The organism is Halobacteriovorax sp. RT-2-4 (assembly GCF_047085445.1).
Taxonomy (GTDB): Bacteria; Bdellovibrionota; Bacteriovoracia; order Bacteriovoracales; family Bacteriovoracaceae; genus Halobacteriovorax_A.
The window spans coordinates 372,509-394,338 of sequence record NZ_JBKIXY010000001.1 but is presented as its reverse complement, the minus strand read 5'-3'; the positions used below and the strand labels follow the sequence as shown (position 1 = coordinate 394,338).

The window sequence follows — 21,830 nt, the reverse complement described above, 5'->3', positions numbered from 1 at the left end:
GTATGGTGGAGGAAAAAAAAGGCACACCATTTCTATTCTGGTGTGCCTTTAACAGGTATATAAGCTTCGTTTAGGCTTGAATTTTGGCTTGAATTAACTCAGGACGTGTCCTCTTAAGATTCCACGTAAGCCCTACGAAGTTTAAAGATCGAATGAGCCACTTTGTTGGATCAAAGTGATACCATTTAATTCCATTTCTGTAGTCAGTTTGAAATGTGTGGTGGAAATTATGATAACCTTCACCATATGTGAAAAGCGCCATAATCCAGCTATCACGTGCTGTTTGTCCTTTATCGTAAGGGCGAGTCCCAACAACGTGACATAGTGAATTGATAAAGAATGTACAATGGTGAACAAAAACAATTCTAGCAACACCGGCCACAAATAGGCCACCTAGCCAAGATCCTACCCATAGGTATCCAATGAGTGCTGGCAGGGCAAAGCTAAAAAGTGCAACGAAGCCAAGATAGAATTTATGTTGAAACATAACCATTGGATCCTTTAGAAGGTCTTTAGAGTACTTGTACTCATTTTGATCTTCTAAAAGTAGAATCCAGCCCATATGAGCGTAGAAAAATCCTTCATTGATATTGTATGGATCCAGTTCGGTATCTACTTTTCCATGGTGAACTCTGTGGTCATTACACCATTTAAGTGCAGAGTTTTGTACTGCCGCAGCTCCAAATATCAGTAGTAAAAGTCTTACTGGCCAACTCGCTTGGTAGGACCTGTGAGCAAATAGTCGGTGATATCCGGCCGTTATTCCTAGCCCCGTTGCGATATAGAAAATTAACGATAACGCTAAAATTCTCCAATCAAAACCATCAATTTTAAGCCATGCAATTGTTCCTGCAATAGCAATTAGTGGTGTGATTAAAAGAAAGAGTGTATTTGTTTTATTTAGATTTTTTAATGAATAAGTCTTTTTGCACATAGGTGTCTCTCGTGTTTGTGTTTAACTAATCTTAACAATTCACGAGCAATTTCATTGTAAAACAAATGTAAATGTTGACGATAAGTAAGTCATAAATAGTAAAAACTGACAAATTAAAACATAATTTGTTCACTACGAATGAGGTATCTATGGCCTATCTTGGTCGCGGGGTTAGTCCACGTAAATTATTTTGGTTGTTTTTTCTTATTACAAACGTGGCAACGATATTTGCTGGAGTCTTTTTTAATGAGTTCTTCTACTATCAGTACTTAATCTTAGTCCCAATCTATTTACTGGGATTTTACGATTTGGTGCAAAGTGAGCATACACTAAAGAGCAACTATCCTGTTGTTGGACGCTTTCGTTATGTTATGGAAGATCTAAGGCCTAAGATCTATCAATACTTTATTGAATCAGATGAAGATGGAACACCCATCCCACGAACAACTAGAAACGTTATCTATCAAAGAGCAAAGCTAGCACTTAGTACAAAACCTTTTGGAACTCAAAAAGACGTTTATGAAACAGGTTATGAATGGATCAATCATTCAATGTATCCTAAAGAATTTTATGAAGTCCAAAAAGATCTCAGAGTCGTGGTTGGGAGCAAGCATTGTGATCAGAAATACAATCTTTCAATATTCAATATTTCTGCAATGAGTTTTGGTTCTCTAAGTTCGCGTGCAGTTGAAGCATTAAACCTTGGTGCAAAGCTTAATAACTTTGCTCACAATACAGGAGAAGGTGGAATTAGTGACTATCATCTAAAGGGTGGAGGTGATCTTATTTGGCAAATTGGAACAGGCTACTTCGGGGCACGAACTCCAGAAGGTGGCTTTTGTGATAAGAGCTTTAAAGAGAAGGCCACATTGGATCAGGTGAAGATGATTGAGTTAAAACTTTCTCAAGGTGCAAAGCCTGGGCATGGAGGGATTTTACCGGCCAGAAAGAATACTGCTGAAATTGCACGTATTCGTGGAGTTAAACAGGGCACTGAGGTTGACTCACCTCCATCTCACAAAGAGTTTAGAGATGCGACAGAGATGGTTGCTTTCATTCAACGCTTAAGGGAGTTAAGTGGAGGCAAGCCAGTAGGTATTAAATTATGTTTTGGGCGTAGAGACGAGTTTGTCGAAATGGTTGAGGCCTTTAAAGAGCTTGGAAACTATCCTGATTATATAGCAGTTGATGGTGCCGAGGGAGGAACAGGTGCTGCCCCTTTAGAGTTTTCTGACTCAATTGGAACACCTTTAATTGAAGGTCTAACAGCTGTCGTTAATATTTTAACTGAATACGGCCTAAAGGATGAAATCAAAGTCATTGCCGCTGGAAAGATTTTTACAGCTTTTGACATTGTAAAGGCCATCGCACTTGGTGCTGATGCATGTTATGGCGCGCGCTCAATGATGCTTGCAATTGGCTGCATTCAAGCTCTTACTTGTAATTCAAATAAGTGTCCAGTTGGTATCACAACGCAAAACCCTGATCTCGTTAAAGGTCTTAATGTGGATCAAAAAGGTAAGCGTGTTGCAAACTTTCACCACGCAACAGTTGAGGCCGTTAGAGAAATTGTCGCAGCTGCTGGCTATGAAAATGTTAAGGATCTAAAGCGTAAGGATATCTTTAAACGCGATAGTAATCACGGTGTAAACTCTTACGAAGATATCTATCCTTCATATAAGACGTTATAAAGGAAATGCTAGAGCTTAGGCCCTAGCATTTTTTTATCCAATATTTCACTTAAATATGAATGAAATTTGTCGATAAGAGATTATGAGTATTACGACAGATTTTGATTTTGATGAATTATCACAACAGTTAATAAGATCAATTCGTGGTGACAAAAGCCAAGAATGGGTTAATCAGAAATTAGGCGCCAGCTCTAATATTGTCCATCGTTGGGAAAAAGGTCATTCAAAGACTTCATGGGAAGACTTTTTATCTTTGTGTGACATATTTAAGATTGATCTTAAAAATATTCTTTTGTCCTATTTACGTTATCAAGATACCTTACAAGAGCCATCTAAATTACTTGATTTTATTTTTAGTAATAAATCCTTAAATGACATCTCTAGCTCATGTGGCATTACTACATCAAAATTAAGACGTTTAAAAAGTGGCGAGACAGGACTGTGTTTAAATGATTTCTTACAAATCGTATTTGGACTTGATGAGATGGAATCGATGGCCCTTGTCTTCGAATTAACTTCACACAAGTCAATTCCACTCCTTGATAATTATAATAAGATGCGCCTTGAGATTACTAAGCACTATTTTGATAACCCAAATATTGGAATTGTTCTTATTTGTTTGGATTTACCTGCATATAAAAAACTTAGCTTTCATCAGGATTCGTTTCTAGCAAAGGCCACAGGCCTTAGTATAAAAGAAGTTAATGATATTCTAGTTATTTGTGAAAATAATAAATTGATTGAAAAAGTCGATGGAATCTATCGTGCTGGAAAAATTAAAATTAGTGATCGAGGTAGCCGTCAGCAAATGAATGATATTCGTAAGTTCTGGCTTGAAAAGGCTATCGCAAATATAAAGGATAAGTCAGAAAAAGATGCTTACGGTTCTATGGTTTTTAATGCAAGCCAATCTGCAAGACAACAAATCATTGCTCTTTACTTGAGATTTTTTGAAGATTTTAAAAAGATAGTTTCTGAAGATACTGATGAAGATGTTGTTACTTTAGTGCTCAATTTCAATCTATTTAATCCTGGTAGTGATGATATAAATGACTGATTTTATTTAATTGTGTCTGAATTTGTTACTCTTGTGACAAAATCGGGGAGAGTTTTTCTAACTTTCATATCCTGAATATATTCTATTCATTTCAAAATTTATAACCTATCTTTAAATTTTCATTAGGGAGTTTTTATGAATAGAATAATTTTGACGCTACTTTTATCATTTATTTTTATTAGTTCGAATGCAAGTGCCAAGTCTACGGCAAGATTTCAATTTGACTTTGAAATTACAAATATGCTGACAAATGAAATAGTTATTTCAGCTGAATGTGAAGTTACACAAGTTCTTGAATGGAACAATAGTTTGAATGTTTTCAATTGCAATGTTGGAGAAGGTGATAACTTTCTTATTAAGAATGTTTCTCATGATCTTGGCTACGACTATACAAGATCATCTGCGTATACAAATTATTACTTAAGTGGGTCTGGTGGACTTGTAACTCAACTTTTTAAATATTCAAAACTTGATTATGCGATTACAAACGCTGGTATGATCGATGTGTACTATAAGGGCCGTAGGCCTTCAATTTCCTCAGTAGAGACAATGGTCGAAACTGAAGAGGACGTCTTTTTATTTTCAGTAACTAAAATCGAATATCTATAATTGAAAAGGGAGCCTGTGCTCCCTTCTTTCATTTGATTATGCTGCTAATTCAAATTGCATTTTTTCTTTAGTAAGGCCCGTTAGCTTGTCAAAGTCATAAGTATACCTTTCTCTTAATAACTTATTCTCCTTAATGGTATTTACTAATGCCATTAAATGATGTCCCTTGCGATAGTCGACTTCTTCTTTATTCGACTTTTCACGGTTACAACTTGGACAAAGAACCTGAAGGTTATCAATCATAAACTCTAAGTGTGGGTGAATCGATTTAGGTTTTATATGATCAATGTGCATATTGTCGTGCTCGATTCCACACTTTAGACACTTTGTGCCTTGGATACGAAAGACTTGCTTACGTAGATACTTCCAGTTTTTTTCATTCCCAAATGCTACTTGGGACTTTCTTGTGTGAATAAATTTTGCAATCTCCATCTGTGTTCTAAATTCAGCTTGCTGCGCTTGCGCTAGACCAAATTTTGGTCTGATAACAAAAACAAATAGCGATAACATCAACGAGAGTGAGCCAATATACCATACTAGTGTCATGGCCAATTCACGATAGAAACCAAACGATAATCCATTCATCGCGATTGCATTCATTGCGTTTTCCTCCGTCAAAATGTCTGTGTAATGTGCGTGTGTTGTGTGTGCCTAGTGTTAGGACTTTTTTTCACCTCCTTGCTTTATATAAAGCAAGGGCCATGCCAAAAAACATAACAATATTAGATGGTTATTATCTAAAAAAAAGATTGAACAGGTGACACAAAGTAACTGTTAAAAATAGTCAGGATCAGAGCGGCGCCACAAATATAGATTATCAAACAGTAATATATGTTTAATGAACAGGTTTTATTTGTCGATAAATAGATAAATTAATAATTGGGAAGTTTTAATTGAAAAAAAATATTATGAAATACTTTGTTGTCTTCTTATTGTGTAGTTACTCAGTTTTTGCATACAAATCTATTTATATAAAAAAAGAAGAAATAGTATATACATGTAAGGTGACATACGGTTTATATGCCGACGAATTTTTTCTTTGTGAAGATAAGGACGTTTTGAAGCTTGTCAGAAACAAAGAAAGCCAAAAGTTATTAAAAGAAAGGTTGGAAACAAATAAGAAATTATTTGAAAAACTTATAATAGACAAGCCTGAGTTGAAAGTTGGCGAAGTCACTTTTACAAATATAAAAATACCCTCAGATGAATATTTTTTTGCATTGTATTCTCGTCTTATAGCTTACAAAAGTAATTTCGTAAGCTATAGAAATAAGCAGGATGTAAATCACTATTCTTCTTCTTTTGCATATGTTTTAGAAGCGGTTCGTAGTCATAATTTCGAAAATTTAAAAATACTATTTAATCATTACAATTCAGACTTTTTAAAGTTTTTGGCGTTACGTTTAAGTTATTTTTATAATGGAAATGTCGATGAAATAACGAACGTTGTTGGAAATGATACATTATTAAAGGCATCAATGTATGATGACTACTTTTTTCCAATTTTATCGAAATATAAATTTAGCGATAAGGCAAGAAAGTCATACATGACTGATTTGATGAATATAGAACCATTCAAAAGAAAAAATAAATACAATAATATCTTTACCATGATCAAAGAAGATCAGACGTTGTTTGATAAAGCTAAGGCACTTGCTAAAGCTGGTTTTAGTGTTAATGAGTCTCTAATGCTTGTTACGAATACTTATAAGACTAGCTTTTACTTAGATAAAAATAGCATTAGTGATTTATATAAATCAGGATATTCATTTGTAGAGAGATTTGAAAACTCTAATGGAGAAGATGTCATACCTCTTCTTTATATCCTGGAGTTTTCTAATCGCAAGGATATCGGTGAATATCTTTATGAGCTTGCTCCATTTATTGCTAAAATTAAAAACACAGATCTTAATGATAAGATTATCAAAGCCGCTTTAAAGAATCCAAATATTAAGGATTATAATAATTTTGGTATTAATTCATTAACGAAACTAGCAAGTGGAGTTACAGCTATTGAGTACGCATGGGAGAATCGTTTATATAATGCATTCTTCGCTCTTTCTAGTGGCATGATTCCTTCTCAAAGAATTCAGCAAAGAAAAATTGAAGATGAAGAATTACCTATTTTGATTTCTCAGTTTCTAAAGTCTTGTGGTGATTTTGTTCGCTTCGAAAAATATTATGAATTTTCGAACTTTATTTATAAAGAATTTTTGAATCTTGAAGATGAATACAAGAAAAGATTCAATAAAGAATTTAAATATAACCGGAATCAAGATGTAACACTTGGCAAGATAATGAAACAATCCCGTGTCTATGAGAAAAGTGTTAGCGATGCTTATGCTAAATTATCTACTTTTATAAAAAATAGAAAGATTCTAAGAAATGATAAAATTAGGTTTAGTCTCAATAAAGAGGTGGTGGATATAGTCTCTACAAGAAATAAGAAATATAGTTTTCGTCCTTTAGATAATGAAAATGATTTAAAAAAACCATTTGATTTGGCATGCCTTGATGATCGTTTAAAACCTATTGATTTATTCATTGCATCTGTTGAGCCAAAGGGTGATCATGTTGTGGCCACAGATTTAATTTCCTATAAATCACTCGTAAATAATATTTCTACAGATTCATGTGTATATCTTCTCAAAGTTTCAGAAATTCAAACTCTGTATAACCTAGCTCAGTTAAATGCAGGTGAGTATGAAAAAGAGTATGCTCTTAAAGATAAGAAGAAGATTACACTTTATAATAAAGATAATTCAGAGATTGGTATCAAGCTTGAGGATTCAAATAAGGCAGTAATCTATACAAAAAAACATGGGAGTGAGGAACTAGATTATATTTTTTACGAATGTGAAAAATCTTCTTTAAGTGATGACTATGTTATATGTGACAGGAGAGTATTCGTTACTTCCTATGGTGATATCAATAATGATGGTATCGAAGATATTGTTGTTAGAGTATATCCTAGGTATAGGATGTTTAATTTGCAATACCCTACATCTGAATCCTGGACTAAAACTTTTGTCACAGCAATATTTTATTCTGATAAAGATCGTGGACATAACATGATAATGGTACAATAACGGATTTCATAAATGAAAAAAATAACTAATAGTTTAATGTTAAAAATTTTGGTTTGTTTCATTTTTGCTACTCAGGCCAATGCGATAGGTTTATTACTCTATGGGATCATTGAGAAAATGAGATCAACTCCACCAATACATGTACTATTAAAGCAGGATCTAAGTGATACGCTTAGAGGAGTTGATAAAAATGGTGATGGAATTAGAGACGATGTGTTTGATTATGTAATGGCAAATTTAAAGAATGATACTGAAGAGGAGAGGAAGATAGCTTCTTTGTATTTGAGGACCTTTGAAAGAATATTTGAATTAGAGAATATGTACCATACTCAGGTTGAACGTGAGATTCAGCTCTATAATAATTTAGAGTTTTGTATTGATAATAATCTTAAGTTTGATGATTATTATTTAAAACGAAAATTGTTAGCGCTCTACTTTAATACTCCACAAAGAAAAAATTATTATAATAATTTCTTTTCTAGTCTTAGAAATAGGTTTAAAAGTCCTGAGTATGATCGTTTTAAATTTACTGCATATTTTAAATATTGCTCTGGTTTTAAAGGAGTTGATTTATTTCCATATCAATTCGAGTTGTATCGTGAATACTTCGATAATGATCTAACCAAGGCAAAGCGCTTTACGCAATTAACTTATACAGAGCTTATGGATGCTCGTATAAAAGTAGAAGATTTTCAATATATGAAAATCTTCTATAAAGAATTAGATCGTCGTTATAGGGCCGGCCAATTTCAAGATTATAAAGGTTGGTAATTAATTAAAAACCGATGATAGTTTTAACATAACCTCGTCCACACTTGGAAGATCGTCAATGGCCCCCGAGGCCTGGCCAACTTCTAATTCACCTTCATCAATATCGCCATCAAGCATTCCAAGCTTGGCGCGGCCTTTTCCTAAATGTTCAACGAGCTTTTCAACTGATGCACATTCGAGTTCTAGTTTAAGTGACTCCATGGCAAATTTATTTTTTAAAAGTCTTACGGGAACGTATGGTTTCATCTGAAGGCGAGTGTCTCCAGGGCCTGCTTTTAAAATAAGATCTTTATAATTTTGGTGGGCGCTACTTTCTTTGGTCATAAGAAAGCGAGTTCCAAGTTGGACACCGCTTGCTCCAAGACAAAGGCCTGCGGCAATTGTGCGCTCATCAAAGATGCCACCGGCCGCAATAACAGGAATATTAATTGTGTCACAAACTTGTGGGATAAGACACATTGTTGTAATTTCGTCTCGTCCATTGTGGCCACCGGCCTCAAAGCCCTCTGCGACAACTGCATCAACGCCCGCATCTTCACATTTTTTTGCAAGGGCAGGACTTGAAGTGACATGGACAACTGTACATCCCTGATCTTTTAAAAACTTTGTATATTTCTTAGGTGAGCCTGCTGATGTAAAAAAGATTTTAATGCCTTCATCAAGACAAGTTTGGATTTGTTCCTCTGCAAGACGATAGAGAAGAGGGACATTGACTCCAATATGCTTACCATCATCTAAAAGTGATTTAGCTTTTCTTAAATGCTCCCTTAAAAGATCCGGTTTCATTGAACCTGCACCAATAAGGCCTAAGCCTCCGGCATTGCTTACTGCTGCCGCTAATTTTGAGCCAGAGACCCAAACCATCCCACCTTGAATGATAGGGTATTCAATGTTGAAGAGCTTACAAATCACATTATCTTTTAAGTTAAACATATCAAATTTCATTTAAATCCTTATCTGAAAAAGGGGGAGTCTTTGATCGACTGAGCTCTCCCTCTAATTTCTCGTCTTTGAATAGGCCGTCAGTAAAAGCACGAGTGGCCGTTCGTTTATTGCCAAAACCTTTCATATTGGTAACGTGAAAATCTGCTTCGAGCATGGCCTTTCTAATTTTGACTGATGCGCTATATGTTGTCATTACGGAATTATTATTACATAAGCTACGCAGATTCCTGAACCATTCTTTTGTCCATAAAGAAGGATTTTTTGTAGGCGAAAAAGCATCTTGAAAAATACAATCCACTTTAATTTCTTCTAGGATAAGTTTCTTTATAGTTTCTCTGGCATCACCAATTAGAATTTCAACTTCAAATTTATCGTCTATATTAAACTTGATTTTATCATTTGAAATTTCGCCATTTGAAAAACCATGTTGTCGACAAACCCATTGAGCTAGTTCAGGGTCAATTTCTGTTGAGATAAATTTGATCTTATTTTGACAGTTTTTTGCTTCATTGAATGTTGCAAGAACTCCTAGGCCTACCCCAAGGCCAATCTCTAAAACCGTTATAGGTGAGTTGTTTGCTCGGTCAATGACGCTGCAGCCATAGACGTAGTTATGGAGGGTTTCTTCATAGGCACCAGCAGTTGAATGACAATTCTCATCATAGAGGCCACTGTGTAGTGTTAGATGTCCATCAGCGGTTTCTACTGCTTGGTATTCGCCTAATTTTGTTTTGAATTTCATAGGTAAAATTTAACACTTGAGCTATTTCACGGCCATGGAAATTTAAGTTTAGTTAACCGAATCCGAATAGTTAGTTGATGAAGACGGTTTTAAAATCTAAATTCTTTCATATTTTATTGGCCATCACCGGCACATTTGTGATGTCGTCATGTGGTGAGTACGGTGGTGGTCCTGCACCTATTTCTAGTTCTCAAGTTGGTAGTATAGTTGAAGTTCAGCCATCTTTAGATGAACTTTCTTTATCTAATGCTCGCTCTGCTTGTTCTCGTTTAAGAGCAATGCGTATGAATTTAGCAAGTACTGATGATATCGAGACTGTTAAGTTTGAAGTTAGAAAAGGTTCTTGTAGTGCTAACCCGAGTGTTAGAAATGTAAGGGCAAGTATTGATGCTGTTTATAATAATAAAATAAGCCTACAAGTTGTATCTGGTGCCTTCGATGTACCTGGTGAGCTCTTAGAGACTCAAGTGCAAACAGATGAAGATGGATTTATGCAATTATTTTGTCAGGCCTTCTTCAATAATGGAAATCCTAACCAGGTTTACGCAAATTTTGCAGGAATTGGAATTGTTTATTCATTTCCAAATTCAAATATCTTTGTAAGAAGTATCGTTACTGATCGATCTGCAAACGAAAAGGTCTTGTCGCAAAAGTATACTTATACAATTGAAGCCAATTCAGCTGCTTCTCGAAATGCAATGATCGAAAAAATTGAATATGAAACACAATGCTCAAATAACAATGTTAAGTATGATTATCAAAATATTGAAGAATATACTTTAAAATAAGAAGCCTCTCACTTTTAATAAGAGGCTTCATTCATTATCTTAAATCCCAATCATTATAAATTGCTGTTAGTCTTGGTGTAACAAGTCTTAAGTAGCGAGAGAATAAATCATATCTCTGTTTATCGATTGAAGCGTGATTTGCAAGAACTCTTAATGTTTCAAGATATGAAAGTCCTTGGCAGATCGTTTCAGCGTGGATCATTAGTTTGTCGACATTTTCTTCATTCATCCATGCCTTTGGGTTTGCAAGATCTGAAAGGCTATCTGGCTTGAGACATTTGATGATTAATTTCACAAGACTTTTCTTAAAAGTATATTGTGTAGAAGTAAGCTCTTTTTGTTCTTTGCTTTCCGCACTAACCCAACTAAATGCAGGGTGCTTAATAAAGAGATTCTTAAAGTATTTGTCAGGGTTCTTTGCAATATATTTAATCATGTCTTTAAGGGCCATGAGCGCTTGAATTTGACTTGTTCCTTCGTATAGAAGTGGACCAAACGAATCACGGTGATAGCGACTCATAGGATACTCTTCCATAAATCCATAACCACCAAGAACTTGAATGGCCTTAGTTGAGAGGTATGTATAAGCTTCACATGAATAGTACTTAACAAGAGGAGTGCGTTTTCTTGTCCAAATAGAAGCATTCTTAAATTGAGCTTCTTCTTCGCTTGTAAGCTCTCCTGTTATTTTCTTTTTTAGATCTAACTTTTGAAAAATATCATATGAAGAAATCGTATCAACAAGTAGTGCTCTAATTGCATCTCTTTCAGTTTCAAAGTCTTCAAGATTTCTTTTCATAAGTGGTAATTCTGAAATTGGCTTATCAAATTGCATACGTTCATCAGCATATTTTCTAGCATAGCCAATACAGCCTTCAATTCCACCAAGTGCCTGCATACCTACAGCGATACGAGCTTCATTCATGAGGTGAAGCATATACTTGAATCCTTGACCTTCTTCACCAATTAGGCGAGCAATAGAATTTTCATAAACGATTTCACAAGTAAATGATCCATGCATTCCCATCTTATGTTCGTTTTTGGCAACGATAAAATTAGGGCCTTCAACACCTGGCTCATCTTGCTCACATAGAAAGAGTGATAAACCTGAAAGTCCTTCTGGTGCACCTTTTACTCTGGCCAATACAAAGCCAATACCGCCACCACCATTAGTGATAAATATCTTCGAACCATTTAGCTTATATGTGCCATCTCCAACTGGAGTTGCGGAAGTTTTAATCATACCAAGATCTGAACCACAGCCAGGCTCTGTTAAATTCATTGATCCTGAAAGTTCTCCTGAGATAATTTTAGGAACAATTCTTTGTGCTGTTTCGTGGTCACAAAAACGGTGAACCATATCTGCGATTGAAGTAAAGAAAGCAAGCTGTGTACATTGAGAGTTACACGCTCGTGATAGTTGTTCAAGTAAAACCATTAGTGCAACAGCAGGAAGTCCCATTCCTCCAAAATCAGTAGGAAGACTTACTCCAAATGCTCCCAGCTCAGTTGCCTCTTGATAGAATGCATTTAATTCTGGGCCAGGAATCGTTCTACCATCTTTAACTTCTCCAGCACCATTTTGATCAATGGCTTCTGCTCTGGCATAGACTGCATCAGCTGCCCAGCTACCTGTTTGAGTAAGAAGCTCTTCCATAAAGCTTAGGATTTCTTCTTCATTATTAAAGCCGTCTTCAGTAGGGAAGTTAGGATAGTACATTGGAATAATAGTTTTCCAATCAATTGCGTTTCTAAGCATCCACTTCCATTCACTTTCATCACTAAAATAATTCATTTTTTACCTTTCCTTTATTTTAAAATCGAATAAATGCACTAATTATGATAAATCAAACCTATGTCAAAGTCACGCCGAGATACAAGAGATTCCCGCTGTCCAAATTGTCGCATCAATACTCATTGGTGCTTTTGTGACGTGCTTAAACCGTTTGCTAACCAAACTAAAGTCATCATCCCTATGCATTATACTGAGAGATGGCTGACGAGTAATACGGCCTATTTCGCGACCAAGGTACTTAAGAAATGTGAAATTTTCGAAAGAGGAAATGTTCATGAGCCTTTTGGGCCCCAGCTTTTCGACTTTGATACCTTTGATTATATCTATCTTTTTCCAACACAAGACTCACTTCCTTTGCAGGATTATAAGGCCGAAGAAGGTAAGCAGACTTGTCTTGTTGTGCCTGACGGTTCTTGGTCAAAGGCCAAGAAATTTCACAAGCGTGAAGAAGTACTTGGGCGTATGCCTAAATATCACTTAATTGATGTGGGACACAGTATCTACGAATTAAGAAAGTCTCCTGGTGAGAATTTTCTGTGTACATATGAGGCCATAGCACACGCTCTAGAGGTTCTTGAGGGATCTGAGGTTAAGGATCATATGATTGAAGCTTTTAAGGTGATAGTGGAAAGAATAAAAAAAAGCCGAAAGGGTGACTTTCGGCTTTAGTGGATATTTTAGACTATTCTAGCATTGCTCTTAATTGCCAATTTTCTTTCTCTAGCCAAGCAACTTTTTCGTCTGCATAAGCGACTGTTGTAGCATCGTTTTCATCACCAGCTGTTGCCGATAACTCTTTGAAGGCTTCTAGGAAGTATTGATTGTCTTTTAGTATTAGCTCTAGCGCTTGCGTACTTGTAAAAGATGACTCATTCGTCTCTTTTATGCGGCTTATTTCGAGTGCGCCTGACATCGTTAAAACAGGTTTCTGATGAAGTTGTAATTGTCTTTCTGCAAGGTCATCAAAAACGATCGCAAATTCGTTGTATAGAGCTTCAGTTAGCGCGTGAATTGGTTGAAACATCATTCCTGTTACATTCCAGTGAATGTTGTGAAGTTTCATAAAGTATACTTGTGCATCAGCTTGAATTAGTTTTAATTGGTTAATCGTGTTCATACGTTCTCCTTTATTTTCTAAAGTATAACAATAATAATTATACGAATCCAATAAAGAATCTATGTCAGCTCATAGTAAAAATCTATTGAAGTTTATGAAAGATTAGACGTATGCATACACTGCGTAAAAGTGAGAAGTAGTGCCTAAAAGGACACAAATATGCCAAATTGCATGACCCAAGTATAGACTTTCACGCAGGTAGAAGAGAACTCCTGTCATATAGCAGGCGCCACCAATGACAATCCATTTGAGGCAATCAAAGCTTAGATTTGCGATCATTTCTGTGCGAATAGCAAGAACCATCCAACCCATAATCAGACACAGAATTATCGTAAGAACTTCAGAACGATTAAAGGCAAAAAGCTTAATCAGAATCCCAATAAAGGCCAAGGCCCAAATATTGATCATCATCCACATTCCTGTTTCACCTTTAATGGCCAGCATAAGAAATGGCGTATATGAGCCGGCAATCAAAAGATAGATGCCAATATGATCCATTTTACGAAAAATATTCTTAAGCTTCTTATGGGCCGTCCCATGATAGAGAGTGGACATTGTATAAAGGAAAGTGATTGAAAGTCCAAATACAGTATAGGCGAAAGTGTGAATGCCAGACTTGGCCTTCAAAACCATCATAATTGTTCCAACTATTCCTAGGATGATACCCAAGCTGTGTGTTGTTGAGTTGATGATTTCTTCAAACTTAGAATAGAGTTCGCCGTTACGTTCGTGCATATTGAAATTATATCAGAAGTTAAGAAATTATATAGATACGGCAAACTTTCTCTTAACTCGTTAGAGCTATTTTATGTCAATGGATATGGGAAGTAGCTGAATTTGCAAACCAACATGGCAAGCGCGATTCGAGGTTTTTTATTGATATTTCGTCCCCGCTAAATTCAAGAAGTGCCCCGTTTTTGATGATATCCATACGGCACTGTAATGTTGGATAGCTATCAAGAGTCTTGGTAACAGTCGTAGGATCTGAGTTCGTTATTTTAGCGTGCTTATTTGGGTCAGAACTCATATGAGCAATGGCCTTAGGGAAGTCTTGAGCAACCTGCATTGTCTCAAAACAAAGCTCTTGGTTAAAATTATCAGAAGAAAACTTCTCTAGACACAATGAGGCCGCATATGGGTCAAGCTCTATTGGAGAGTCAAAGTAGTTTGGATTATTAATGACAAATTTCTTATAACAACTTGCTGCTGCAAAGAAGTCCGATTGTCCTTCTGTACTCATTTGTGAAAAATGCTTATTTTCCATACGCGGTGCTTTTCCAAGAACATGTCCTATCTCATGACAGGCAGTAAAGGCGTATGCTCTTTTTGTCATATTAGGCATGCGAGCAAAGCCTCCCCAGAAATTAATATTAAAGTGATTTGCCTTGTCATCGTATAAGGCCCAAGCACTAAAATACGGAGTTTGCCAGTCGAGGGTTTTCACTGAAATACCACGCTTTTGTTTTATCGCTTCGTCTTGATACAGCCTCAAGGCTTCAACAACGACAAAGTAAAAATCTTGTTCTTTTACTTCTGAACCAAGGTCTTCATGAGCAAGAATCTGATACTCATGAGGATTTCTCTCACTAGTTGTAGCAAGGGCCGAAAAAGTTAATAGTGCACATAGCAAGGTAAGCAAGATTTTCATATGCCCAATTTATAGTACAAAAGGGGATTTTGAGGTATATTGTTGAAAATAATACAACCATTTCTTAAAGGTAATCTAGCGAAATTATTTATTATGAATAAAGAATCTATCATCTCTACACTTATTGAAAATTTAGAAACAGAACTGACAAAGGCCAAAGCTGCATTTGAGACGACTCGAGTGATGTCTCAAGAGCCTGATATGGCCCAAGAAGGTAAGTACGATACTCGCGCTATTGAAGCAGGCTATCTTGCAGGGGCTCAAAAGAAGCGTGTTGATGAGCTAGAAATCGATATCAACATGATTAAAGAGCTTTCTGAAGATCTTCCTAAGGGAGATAAAATCGCACTAGGCTCACTTGTTGAACTTAAATTCAATGATCAGACAAGGCATTACTTCATCACACCAACTGCAGGTGGAACAATGCTAAATCTTGATGGAACACCACTTCTTGTTATTTCAGTTTTCTCTCCCATTGGAAATGAGGCCTTAGGGATGGAAGTTGGAGATTTCTTTGATGTTGAAACGGGTGATATTACTCGTGAATACGAAGTTATTTCAATTTCTTAAAATAAAATCATTAGGCCCATTCGTAATCATAATGCTCTTGGTACGGATGGGTAAGAATCTCATATGTATCATTTTTGCTTAAGCCTTTTGGGTTAAGCCAGTCGTTTAAATACTCTTCTTTTAAAAAGATAGGGCAGCGATCATGTCCCATCTCCTCAATTTCCTTTGGTGGATCAGTTGTTATGATAGCAAATGATTTAAAGCTTATTTGCTTATCATTTGATGTCCACTCATCCCACAAACAAGGTGCAAGAATGAGCTTTCCATCTTGTGGAAGAAATTTAATAAGAGTTTTCTTGCCGTTTCTTTCAACCCATTCGTAAAATGCTTCAAAGGCAATGACTCCATGGTTTTTCATAAAAAGTGGTGCCCATGTTTGTCTCTTTTCGAGTGAATCAAGTCTGGCATTAAAGACATTGAATTTGGTCGGAATTTCTTCTTGCGATCCTCTTGGGCGAACACGGTAGCGCATTGGTGAAATGCTTCTCTCTTCGTATTCTTGCGTCATAACATTCGCAAAATAATTTGGAAAAATTCGCCCTTCTTTATCAGCTGACTTAAAGATATCACTACTTGGTTTTCTCTTTAGGCCCAGTATTTTCTTTATTTCTTGCGGATCAAGAGAAGCTTCTAATTCTTGCAACAGACGAAATGACTCATAAGCCTTCGTGTTTAAAGGAGTATTAAGCTTTTGTGAAAGCACTTTCAAGTTTGTTTGCGCTTGTATCGAAAAACACATGGTAATATCTTAACATATAAATTAAGAAAAATTACATCTTCAAGATGTATGAACATGCTAGGATGGATTTATGATTAACAGAAGATACCGCGTTGAAGGCGTCGTTCAGGGTGTTTGGTTTCGAAGAAGTACATACGAGTATGTTCTTAAACATACACCTACAATTACTGGTTATGTAAAAAATCTCAAAGATGGAAGCGTTGAGGTTATGGCCAGTGGCGAATTAGACGATATAACCAATCTTGAAGAATTTTTAAAGGTCGGCCCAGAGACGGCCAAGGTTACGAATGTGACAATTATTGAAGAGCTGCCAGTCTCAAATTTTACAGAATTTCAGATTGGTTAGTCCTTTCTGATAATTGTACAAAGTTGATCAATTTTTTCATCAATCAGTTTCGTATCTTGTGATTGGATCGCTTTTGCAACACAACCTCTTAAGTGATTTTCCATGACTGAACTTTCAAAACCTCGAAGGGCGCCGCGAATTGTTTTTGAGCGGTGAACGATATTGATACAATACTTTCCATCTTCAACCAGATTTATGAGGGATTCAAGTTGTCCCTGAATTCTTTTAAGACGATTAAGGTGCGAGCGGTGATCTGCCCCTGGTGTATTGATAAATTTCTCTAACTCTATTTCGTTCATGAGCGCCATACTAGCGAAGAGGCCAGAATCCGTCCATATAAAGTGATCAGAAATATAGGTGATGGGGTATTAAAAAGACATTTAACTCATTGAAACTATATGGTCTTAAAAATTTTTCATGTAATCTATTCAAGCATTGTTTGCGGTGTGTCTATGTGTGGTAAAAACCGTGGCATGAAATATATCACAACAGCAACAACTCTTATTTTATCTCAACTTTCACTTATGGCCGCTCCTTGTCCAACGAATAAAATCGTAATCGATGGAAATTGGAAAACGACCTACCAATGTGAAAATAATAAACTGACGTCTTCTTTTGAAACATATTTAAAGACGGGCTCAAAAACGGGAGCTAGCACATACGATGAACAAGGGCGTATGCTAACAAATGACTCCTGGAGTTCTGATGGTATCTATACATATCATGCTGAGTTTGAATATTTTGACAATGGAGAGCGCTTAAAAAGTGTCTACGTTATTGATGAAAATGGCATTGTCTCAGACAAAATAAAAGAAAAGATTCTTATGAAAGGTGATGCCGAAGATCCTACAATTTTAAAACAATGGGTAATCTCACAAAGCTCATATAAGCAAATTGGAATTAAACATTACCGTTACGATGAAACTAATGATGATGACTTCTTTGTTGTAAAGCCTTATCGAATTGATGTTCTTGGTAAAGATGGCGAGGTCTCAAAATACTACGAAGTTGTTTATAATATGAAAGCGCCTCTTGCTAATCTCGTTTCAGAGTTTAAGGCATTCACACCATCTGGGGAATTGATCGGCCAGTATAATGAAGTTGCACCTTTTAATGTTAGTGATCAGCTTAAGAAATTTAATCTTTCAAATGAAGAATACGAGCGTAGATTAAGTATCTTTGAAGACAAGACTCGTGAGCCTGTTGTTATTATTGATACAGGCTTTGATATTATGCACCCTTCATTAACTCATAAATTATATAACTCGCCATTTGATTTAGTAGGTGATGGTATTGATAATGATGGAAATGGGAGAGTCGATGATTCTTGGGGTTGGCAAAGACAAGATGATGCTGGCCTAAGCCTCCTGTTAGACAATAACAATATTCGTGAAACGCATTCCCTTATTCATACTCCATATCCTGTTTCTCATGGAACCCACGTAGCGGCCCTTGCTTTAAAAGATTTAGATATGTACGGCCTTGTTGGTTTTGCTGGAGATGTGGCCATCTCTGATCACTTAGAGAAAGCTGCAGAATATATTAAAGAGAAGAATGTTAAATTTGTTAATATGAGCTTTGCTATTGGTTATCCTGGTGCGCCAATGTCGGCACCACGTGAATCATTCTATTATCTAGAAAATACATTCGTTGAAAATCCAGAGACTATCTTTGTTGTGGCAGCAGGGAACGCTCGTGGAAATCTTGATCTCGATTTAAAAGGAAACGACAATTACCCAGCAAGCTATGATTACAATAATATGATTAAAGTTGGAGCACTAAATACGGCAACACTTGAAAAGGAGAAGATGGACACATATAAACCTGCTAGCTTTTCAAAGTTTGGAAACAAGAAAGTACAAATCTTCGCCCCGGGGCAAGGTGTTGTCTCTGCTCAGTCAGGTGGTGGAACAATTCCATTAAATGGAACTTCTATGGCCGCTCCTTTTGTGACAAACGTACTGTTAAAAGGACACAAAATTAATCCAGAGCTTTCTCCTTTAAAATTAAAAGAGCTGCTTCTATCAACTGCCTATATTCCAAAAAGCGGAAGGCTTCCATGTGAAAGTGGTGGGATCGTTGATCCTGAAGCCTTTTACAAGGCCGTGTTAAAAACAAAGTCTAATTAACACGACCTTTTGTAGCTTGCGAGAGCTGGCGTGACAGCTCTCTAATTTCTTCTAAGCTTTTGTTAGAGTAATCAGTATTTTTAACTGCTTCTTTTAATGCCTTTGCTCTTGGCTCAATTGAACGAATGAGATTTCTTCTTTCATTGTTTTTAGCAACCACATCTCTTAGAACAGTTTTTAATTCACTCGCAATAGTATTCATATCATTTGTTTGAGCTGCATTATCTGCATTTCTGATGAAGTTTCTAAGCACATTTTTTGAGTTTTCTGATGTCATTGGTACCGTGTGTTCGACATCATCATCTTTTAAAACAATCGAGAAATAGTTATTATTATCTTTTATTATTTTAACATAACTATCACTCCCAACATTTATCTTATACGTGCCCTGATCTCTAATAGGCCTACTAAGTTGCGAGGGAAGAATTCTCGACATTAAGTTCAAGTTAAGAGAGTCGTTTTGTACTTTGAATCCTTTCGCAATATTGATTATCGTATCTGCCTTTGCAGCGACCTTTTCTAGTGTGAAACCTATTTGAGGGTCTTTCTGAATCTTTCTTGTCACACTTTGAATATCTTGTGCGTGGTTATAAAGCTCTTCCATTGAAAAATAATTTGTATAAGTTCTTCCATCATGAAGCTTGCCGTCTGGTTTTAAGTGTTGAACACGTAGATCGTAAGCTGATTCTTTTCCGATTGAGCGATTATATTCAAACTTAGCATGTCTAAACTCATGAGGTAGAGTATTAGCATGGCCTCCATTAATTAGCTCTCTTAAGTTTGAAAAATTAAATGAGACAGTTCTAGTTCCTCTATTTGAAGAGCCTTGCGCTTTCTTTAGGTCATCTGGATAAAAGACTATCTTTTGTCTGAAATCTTCATTTCTGAATCTATTTAGTCTAATTACTGCTGGGTTGTCTTGATCTGCAGCAAATTTATTAAATTGTAGGGCCTTTTTAGTTACATTCTGATTCGTCTCTTTATTAACGGCCTTTCTTTCTATAACACGAACTGAGAAGCCTTGATCATTTAACTCTTTTGCAAGTCTAATTATGTTTTCATCTGATGAATCAATCATCGTTGCCTCAATTGCTGCAGAGGCCCTGTTCTGATTCAGACTATTCTTCTCATTAAGGCGTAGGATATTTGCAAGACCAGTACCTGAGACGAATGTTGTTTTATCTGATGCAAGAAGAGCACTACTTCTTTGATACATCTCTTGAGGTGAGATAACGATCTGACTTCTTCCCGTTTGTTTCATGTATGCAAGTAGTTCTTTGGCCGCATCTGATTTTGCTGCTACAAGATCACCTTCATAAAGAACAATTCGTTTTGTTTTCTTTCCTTGAATTTCAATAATATCTATTCGATGTGGAAGCTCAATTTTATTGATTACCTTTAATATTCCTTCTGTCTGCGCATTTGAAATCTCTGTGATCTGCTCAGGTTTTTCAAACGCTCTTTTGGCCAGTGATAAATCGAGTCTTGCTAAAAAGCTTGATTCTTCTGAATAAGGCCCTTTTGTTTCAACGACATCTTCATCATCAATATCTTTTTTCTCGTGAATATTATTTTCGAGTTCTTCTTTTGCAAAGTCTTCGCGAGTATAGCGATTTATACCAGTTTTTGACTTTAATAGAAATTTCGCAACCTTTGCTATCACAATTGTTGGTGGAATAACATAAGAACCCGCAAATTGACATATTGCTTTTGTTCTTGCCGCTGGTGAAAGACAAGCGTAGTTTGCTTGCGTCGAATAATAAGCATCTTGGAGCATATTAAAAATAATTGTTCCCATTGTTTTTGAGAAGTGCTTTGCTGCATTGATATAATGCAAAGGCCCTATACCATCAGTTTCACTTAGTGAGCGCGACCATTCCATAGCGAGCATGTGTTTGGCGCTTTGAAGGGTATTAAGGAGCTCTTCATTCTTTTCTCCACGATACTCATCATCAATAATATAATCGACGACTGAACCAATGAACTTCATAAACTCAACCGCAGAACCCCAAAGACCCTGTAGGCAAGAGATAAAATCAACAGCAACATTGCTCTCGACTATAAGGCCCGGATCACATTTTCTTTTATCTATTGCTTCAACATCTTCGCAGGCAGGTGAGTTTACAACAATTTCACATAATTGTTGTGAATTTGCCTCATCAAGAATATTAAGGTTTCCAATTTCTAAGCATTGAGTCTGTGCAACACTAAGATCCAATTCATAATTACTCATTGGGACAAATGCGTGAATTGACATATTTATAATTAGAGTAAGTACGGTACAAAGTTTTCTCATTATCTTTGCTCCGTAACAAATTTGAATTTTTCATTTAAGTCTTTTATATCTGATTTTGATATCTTTTTTTCAGAGCTTAGCATTGTGATAATCGTGCGATTTTTATAAAGACGATGTATCTCAGCTAAGTAGATTGTTTTGGATCTTGAGTTTTTATAGCTACCAAGCTTATAGACTTGAATATAGTTTTTCTTTTTCGTGAAGTCTAAGGACTCTGTTTTAAATTGTGAGAAATCGCTATACTTGAGTATTTTATTTCTTTGATCTAAGTATTTTCTTATTTTTTCTTTATTATAATTCTCAATTTTATTCGATGAATTCTTATCCTCGACTGTTAGTCTCTTATGAGAATTCTTCCAGACCTGAATGTTGTCAAAACTGAAGTCATGTTCCCATTCTAAATCTTGATTTTTATTAGCTTGGCCCGTGAAATTAAATAGTAGTAAAAGTGTAATTATAATAGCTCTTCTCATACCTTATATTATCGGTTGGTTAATGAAGTGCTTTACGTCTTTTAGCGCTTTTTTAGCACGTAGACAGATATTTTGACCCAAGTTATTCTAT

The 21,830-nt window shown here is 36.0% G+C and carries 22 protein-coding genes; 10 read left to right on the top strand and 12 right to left on the bottom strand.

All coding sequences use genetic code 11. The features are described from left to right. Positions 1-70: 70 nt before the first annotated feature. Positions 71-934: an acyl-CoA desaturase gene (locus ACMAYL_RS01800; RefSeq protein ID WP_392991886.1), complete on the bottom strand. Its 864-nt coding sequence runs from the start codon at positions 932-934 to the stop codon at positions 71-73. A gap of 149 nt (positions 935-1,083) precedes the next feature. Here ACMAYL_RS01800 and ACMAYL_RS01795 point away from each other — a divergent pair, with 149 nt between their 5' ends. The 3 genes from ACMAYL_RS01795 to ACMAYL_RS01785 all read left to right on the top strand — a co-directional run bounded on the left by ACMAYL_RS01795 (position 1,084) and on the right by ACMAYL_RS01785 (position 4,291). Then, positions 1,084-2,625 (top strand): FMN-binding glutamate synthase family protein, encoded by a 1,542-nt coding sequence (locus ACMAYL_RS01795; RefSeq protein ID WP_103217270.1) that lies wholly within the window; start codon positions 1,084-1,086, stop codon positions 2,623-2,625. Positions 2,626-2,707: 82 nt separating this feature from the next. After that, a complete protein-coding gene (locus ACMAYL_RS01790) occupies positions 2,708-3,682 on the top strand; it encodes a DUF4423 domain-containing protein (RefSeq protein WP_392991890.1) in 975 nt (324 codons plus the stop codon). Between the two features lie 135 nt (positions 3,683-3,817). Next, the gene (locus ACMAYL_RS01785) at positions 3,818-4,291 is read left to right on the top strand and encodes a hypothetical protein (RefSeq protein WP_103217268.1); all 474 of its coding nucleotides are present in this window, start codon (positions 3,818-3,820) and stop codon (positions 4,289-4,291) included. A gap of 36 nt (positions 4,292-4,327) precedes the next feature. Here the strand turns inward: ACMAYL_RS01785 and ACMAYL_RS01780 are convergent, their stop codons facing one another. Beyond that, the gene (locus ACMAYL_RS01780) at positions 4,328-4,891 is read right to left on the bottom strand and encodes an HNH endonuclease (RefSeq protein WP_103217267.1); all 564 of its coding nucleotides are present in this window, start codon (positions 4,889-4,891) and stop codon (positions 4,328-4,330) included. Between the two features lie 293 nt (positions 4,892-5,184). On the opposite strand from ACMAYL_RS01780, the gene ACMAYL_RS01775 reads away from it, so the two are divergent. Together ACMAYL_RS01775 and ACMAYL_RS01770 are read left to right on the top strand one after the other, a co-directional pair. Beyond that, a complete protein-coding gene (locus ACMAYL_RS01775; protein ID WP_412470655.1) occupies positions 5,185-7,380 on the top strand; it encodes a hypothetical protein in 2,196 nt (731 codons plus the stop codon). Between the two features lie 12 nt (positions 7,381-7,392). Beyond that, positions 7,393-8,151, top strand: a complete 759-nt coding sequence (locus ACMAYL_RS01770; protein ID WP_103217265.1) for a hypothetical protein — start codon at positions 7,393-7,395, stop codon at positions 8,149-8,151. On the opposite strand, the gene ACMAYL_RS01765 is transcribed toward ACMAYL_RS01770, so the two are convergent. Together ACMAYL_RS01765 and mnmD are read right to left on the bottom strand one after the other, a co-directional pair. Further along, complete coding sequence (locus ACMAYL_RS01765) at positions 8,152-9,096, bottom strand: NAD(P)H-dependent flavin oxidoreductase (protein ID WP_412470654.1); 945 nt, start codon at positions 9,094-9,096, stop codon at positions 8,152-8,154. Further along, positions 9,086-9,838 (bottom strand): tRNA (5-methylaminomethyl-2-thiouridine)(34)-methyltransferase MnmD, encoded by a 753-nt coding sequence (mnmD, locus tag ACMAYL_RS01760; protein ID WP_412470653.1) that lies wholly within the window; start codon positions 9,836-9,838, stop codon positions 9,086-9,088. Before mnmD ends, ACMAYL_RS01765 begins: the two co-directional genes overlap by 11 nt. Before the next feature lie 77 nt (positions 9,839-9,915). Between mnmD and ACMAYL_RS01755 the strand changes: the two genes are divergently transcribed. Further along, complete coding sequence (locus ACMAYL_RS01755; protein ID WP_412470652.1) at positions 9,916-10,626, top strand: hypothetical protein; 711 nt, start codon at positions 9,916-9,918, stop codon at positions 10,624-10,626. A gap of 34 nt (positions 10,627-10,660) precedes the next feature. Here ACMAYL_RS01755 and ACMAYL_RS01750 read toward each other — a convergent pair whose 3' ends face one another. Beyond that, positions 10,661-12,421 (bottom strand): acyl-CoA dehydrogenase family protein, encoded by a 1,761-nt coding sequence (locus tag ACMAYL_RS01750; RefSeq protein WP_392991900.1) that lies wholly within the window; start codon positions 12,419-12,421, stop codon positions 10,661-10,663. 60 nt (positions 12,422-12,481) lie between these two features. Between ACMAYL_RS01750 and ACMAYL_RS01745 the strand changes: the two genes are divergently transcribed. Further along, positions 12,482-13,090, top strand: coding sequence for a tRNA-uridine aminocarboxypropyltransferase (locus tag ACMAYL_RS01745; protein WP_412469570.1), 609 nt, complete (start codon positions 12,482-12,484; stop codon positions 13,088-13,090). Between the two features lie 13 nt (positions 13,091-13,103). Here ACMAYL_RS01745 and ACMAYL_RS01740 read toward each other — a convergent pair whose 3' ends face one another. The 3 genes from ACMAYL_RS01740 to ACMAYL_RS01730 form a co-directional block, all read right to left on the bottom strand. Then, positions 13,104-13,538, bottom strand: a complete 435-nt coding sequence (locus ACMAYL_RS01740; protein ID WP_103217260.1) for a Dps family protein — start codon at positions 13,536-13,538, stop codon at positions 13,104-13,106. A gap of 102 nt (positions 13,539-13,640) precedes the next feature. Beyond that, the gene (gene trhA, locus ACMAYL_RS01735) at positions 13,641-14,273 is read right to left on the bottom strand and encodes a PAQR family membrane homeostasis protein TrhA (protein WP_103217259.1); all 633 of its coding nucleotides are present in this window, start codon (positions 14,271-14,273) and stop codon (positions 13,641-13,643) included. 76 nt (positions 14,274-14,349) lie between these two features. After that, a complete protein-coding gene (locus ACMAYL_RS01730) occupies positions 14,350-15,186 on the bottom strand; it encodes a hypothetical protein (RefSeq protein ID WP_412469569.1) in 837 nt (278 codons plus the stop codon). Positions 15,187-15,279: 93 nt separating this feature from the next. On the opposite strand from ACMAYL_RS01730, the gene ACMAYL_RS01725 reads away from it, so the two are divergent. Beyond that, entirely contained in the window at positions 15,280-15,756 is a 477-nt protein-coding gene (locus ACMAYL_RS01725; RefSeq protein WP_146037798.1) for a GreA/GreB family elongation factor, read from the top strand. A 10-nt stretch (positions 15,757-15,766) separates the two neighbouring features. On the opposite strand, the gene ACMAYL_RS01720 is transcribed toward ACMAYL_RS01725, so the two are convergent. Beyond that, positions 15,767-16,495, bottom strand: coding sequence for an SOS response-associated peptidase family protein (locus tag ACMAYL_RS01720; protein WP_412470651.1), 729 nt, complete (start codon positions 16,493-16,495; stop codon positions 15,767-15,769). Positions 16,496-16,565: 70 nt separating this feature from the next. Here ACMAYL_RS01720 and ACMAYL_RS01715 point away from each other — a divergent pair, with 70 nt between their 5' ends. After that, positions 16,566-16,841, top strand: a complete 276-nt coding sequence (locus ACMAYL_RS01715) for an acylphosphatase (RefSeq protein WP_103217255.1) — start codon at positions 16,566-16,568, stop codon at positions 16,839-16,841. Here the strand turns inward: ACMAYL_RS01715 and ACMAYL_RS01710 are convergent. Then, positions 16,838-17,140, bottom strand: a complete 303-nt coding sequence (locus ACMAYL_RS01710; protein ID WP_158246820.1) for a metal-sensitive transcriptional regulator — start codon at positions 17,138-17,140, stop codon at positions 16,838-16,840. The two genes, ACMAYL_RS01715 and ACMAYL_RS01710, sit on opposite strands and share 4 nt — an antisense overlap. A 174-nt stretch (positions 17,141-17,314) precedes the next feature. On the opposite strand from ACMAYL_RS01710, the gene ACMAYL_RS01705 reads away from it, so the two are divergent. Further along, positions 17,315-18,970 (top strand): S8 family serine peptidase, encoded by a 1,656-nt coding sequence (locus ACMAYL_RS01705; protein WP_392991906.1) that lies wholly within the window; start codon positions 17,315-17,317, stop codon positions 18,968-18,970. Here the strand turns inward: ACMAYL_RS01705 and ACMAYL_RS01700 are convergent. Beyond that, on the bottom strand, positions 18,963-21,266 hold the full coding sequence (locus ACMAYL_RS01700) for a hypothetical protein (RefSeq protein WP_412470650.1): 2,304 nt from the start codon (positions 21,264-21,266) through the stop codon (positions 18,963-18,965). The two genes, ACMAYL_RS01705 and ACMAYL_RS01700, sit on opposite strands and share 8 nt — an antisense overlap. Then, entirely contained in the window at positions 21,266-21,739 is a 474-nt protein-coding gene (locus ACMAYL_RS01695) for a hypothetical protein (protein ID WP_103217251.1), read from the bottom strand. The genes ACMAYL_RS01700 and ACMAYL_RS01695 overlap by 1 nt, the downstream gene beginning before the upstream one ends. Between the last annotated feature and the right edge of the window lie 91 nt (positions 21,740-21,830).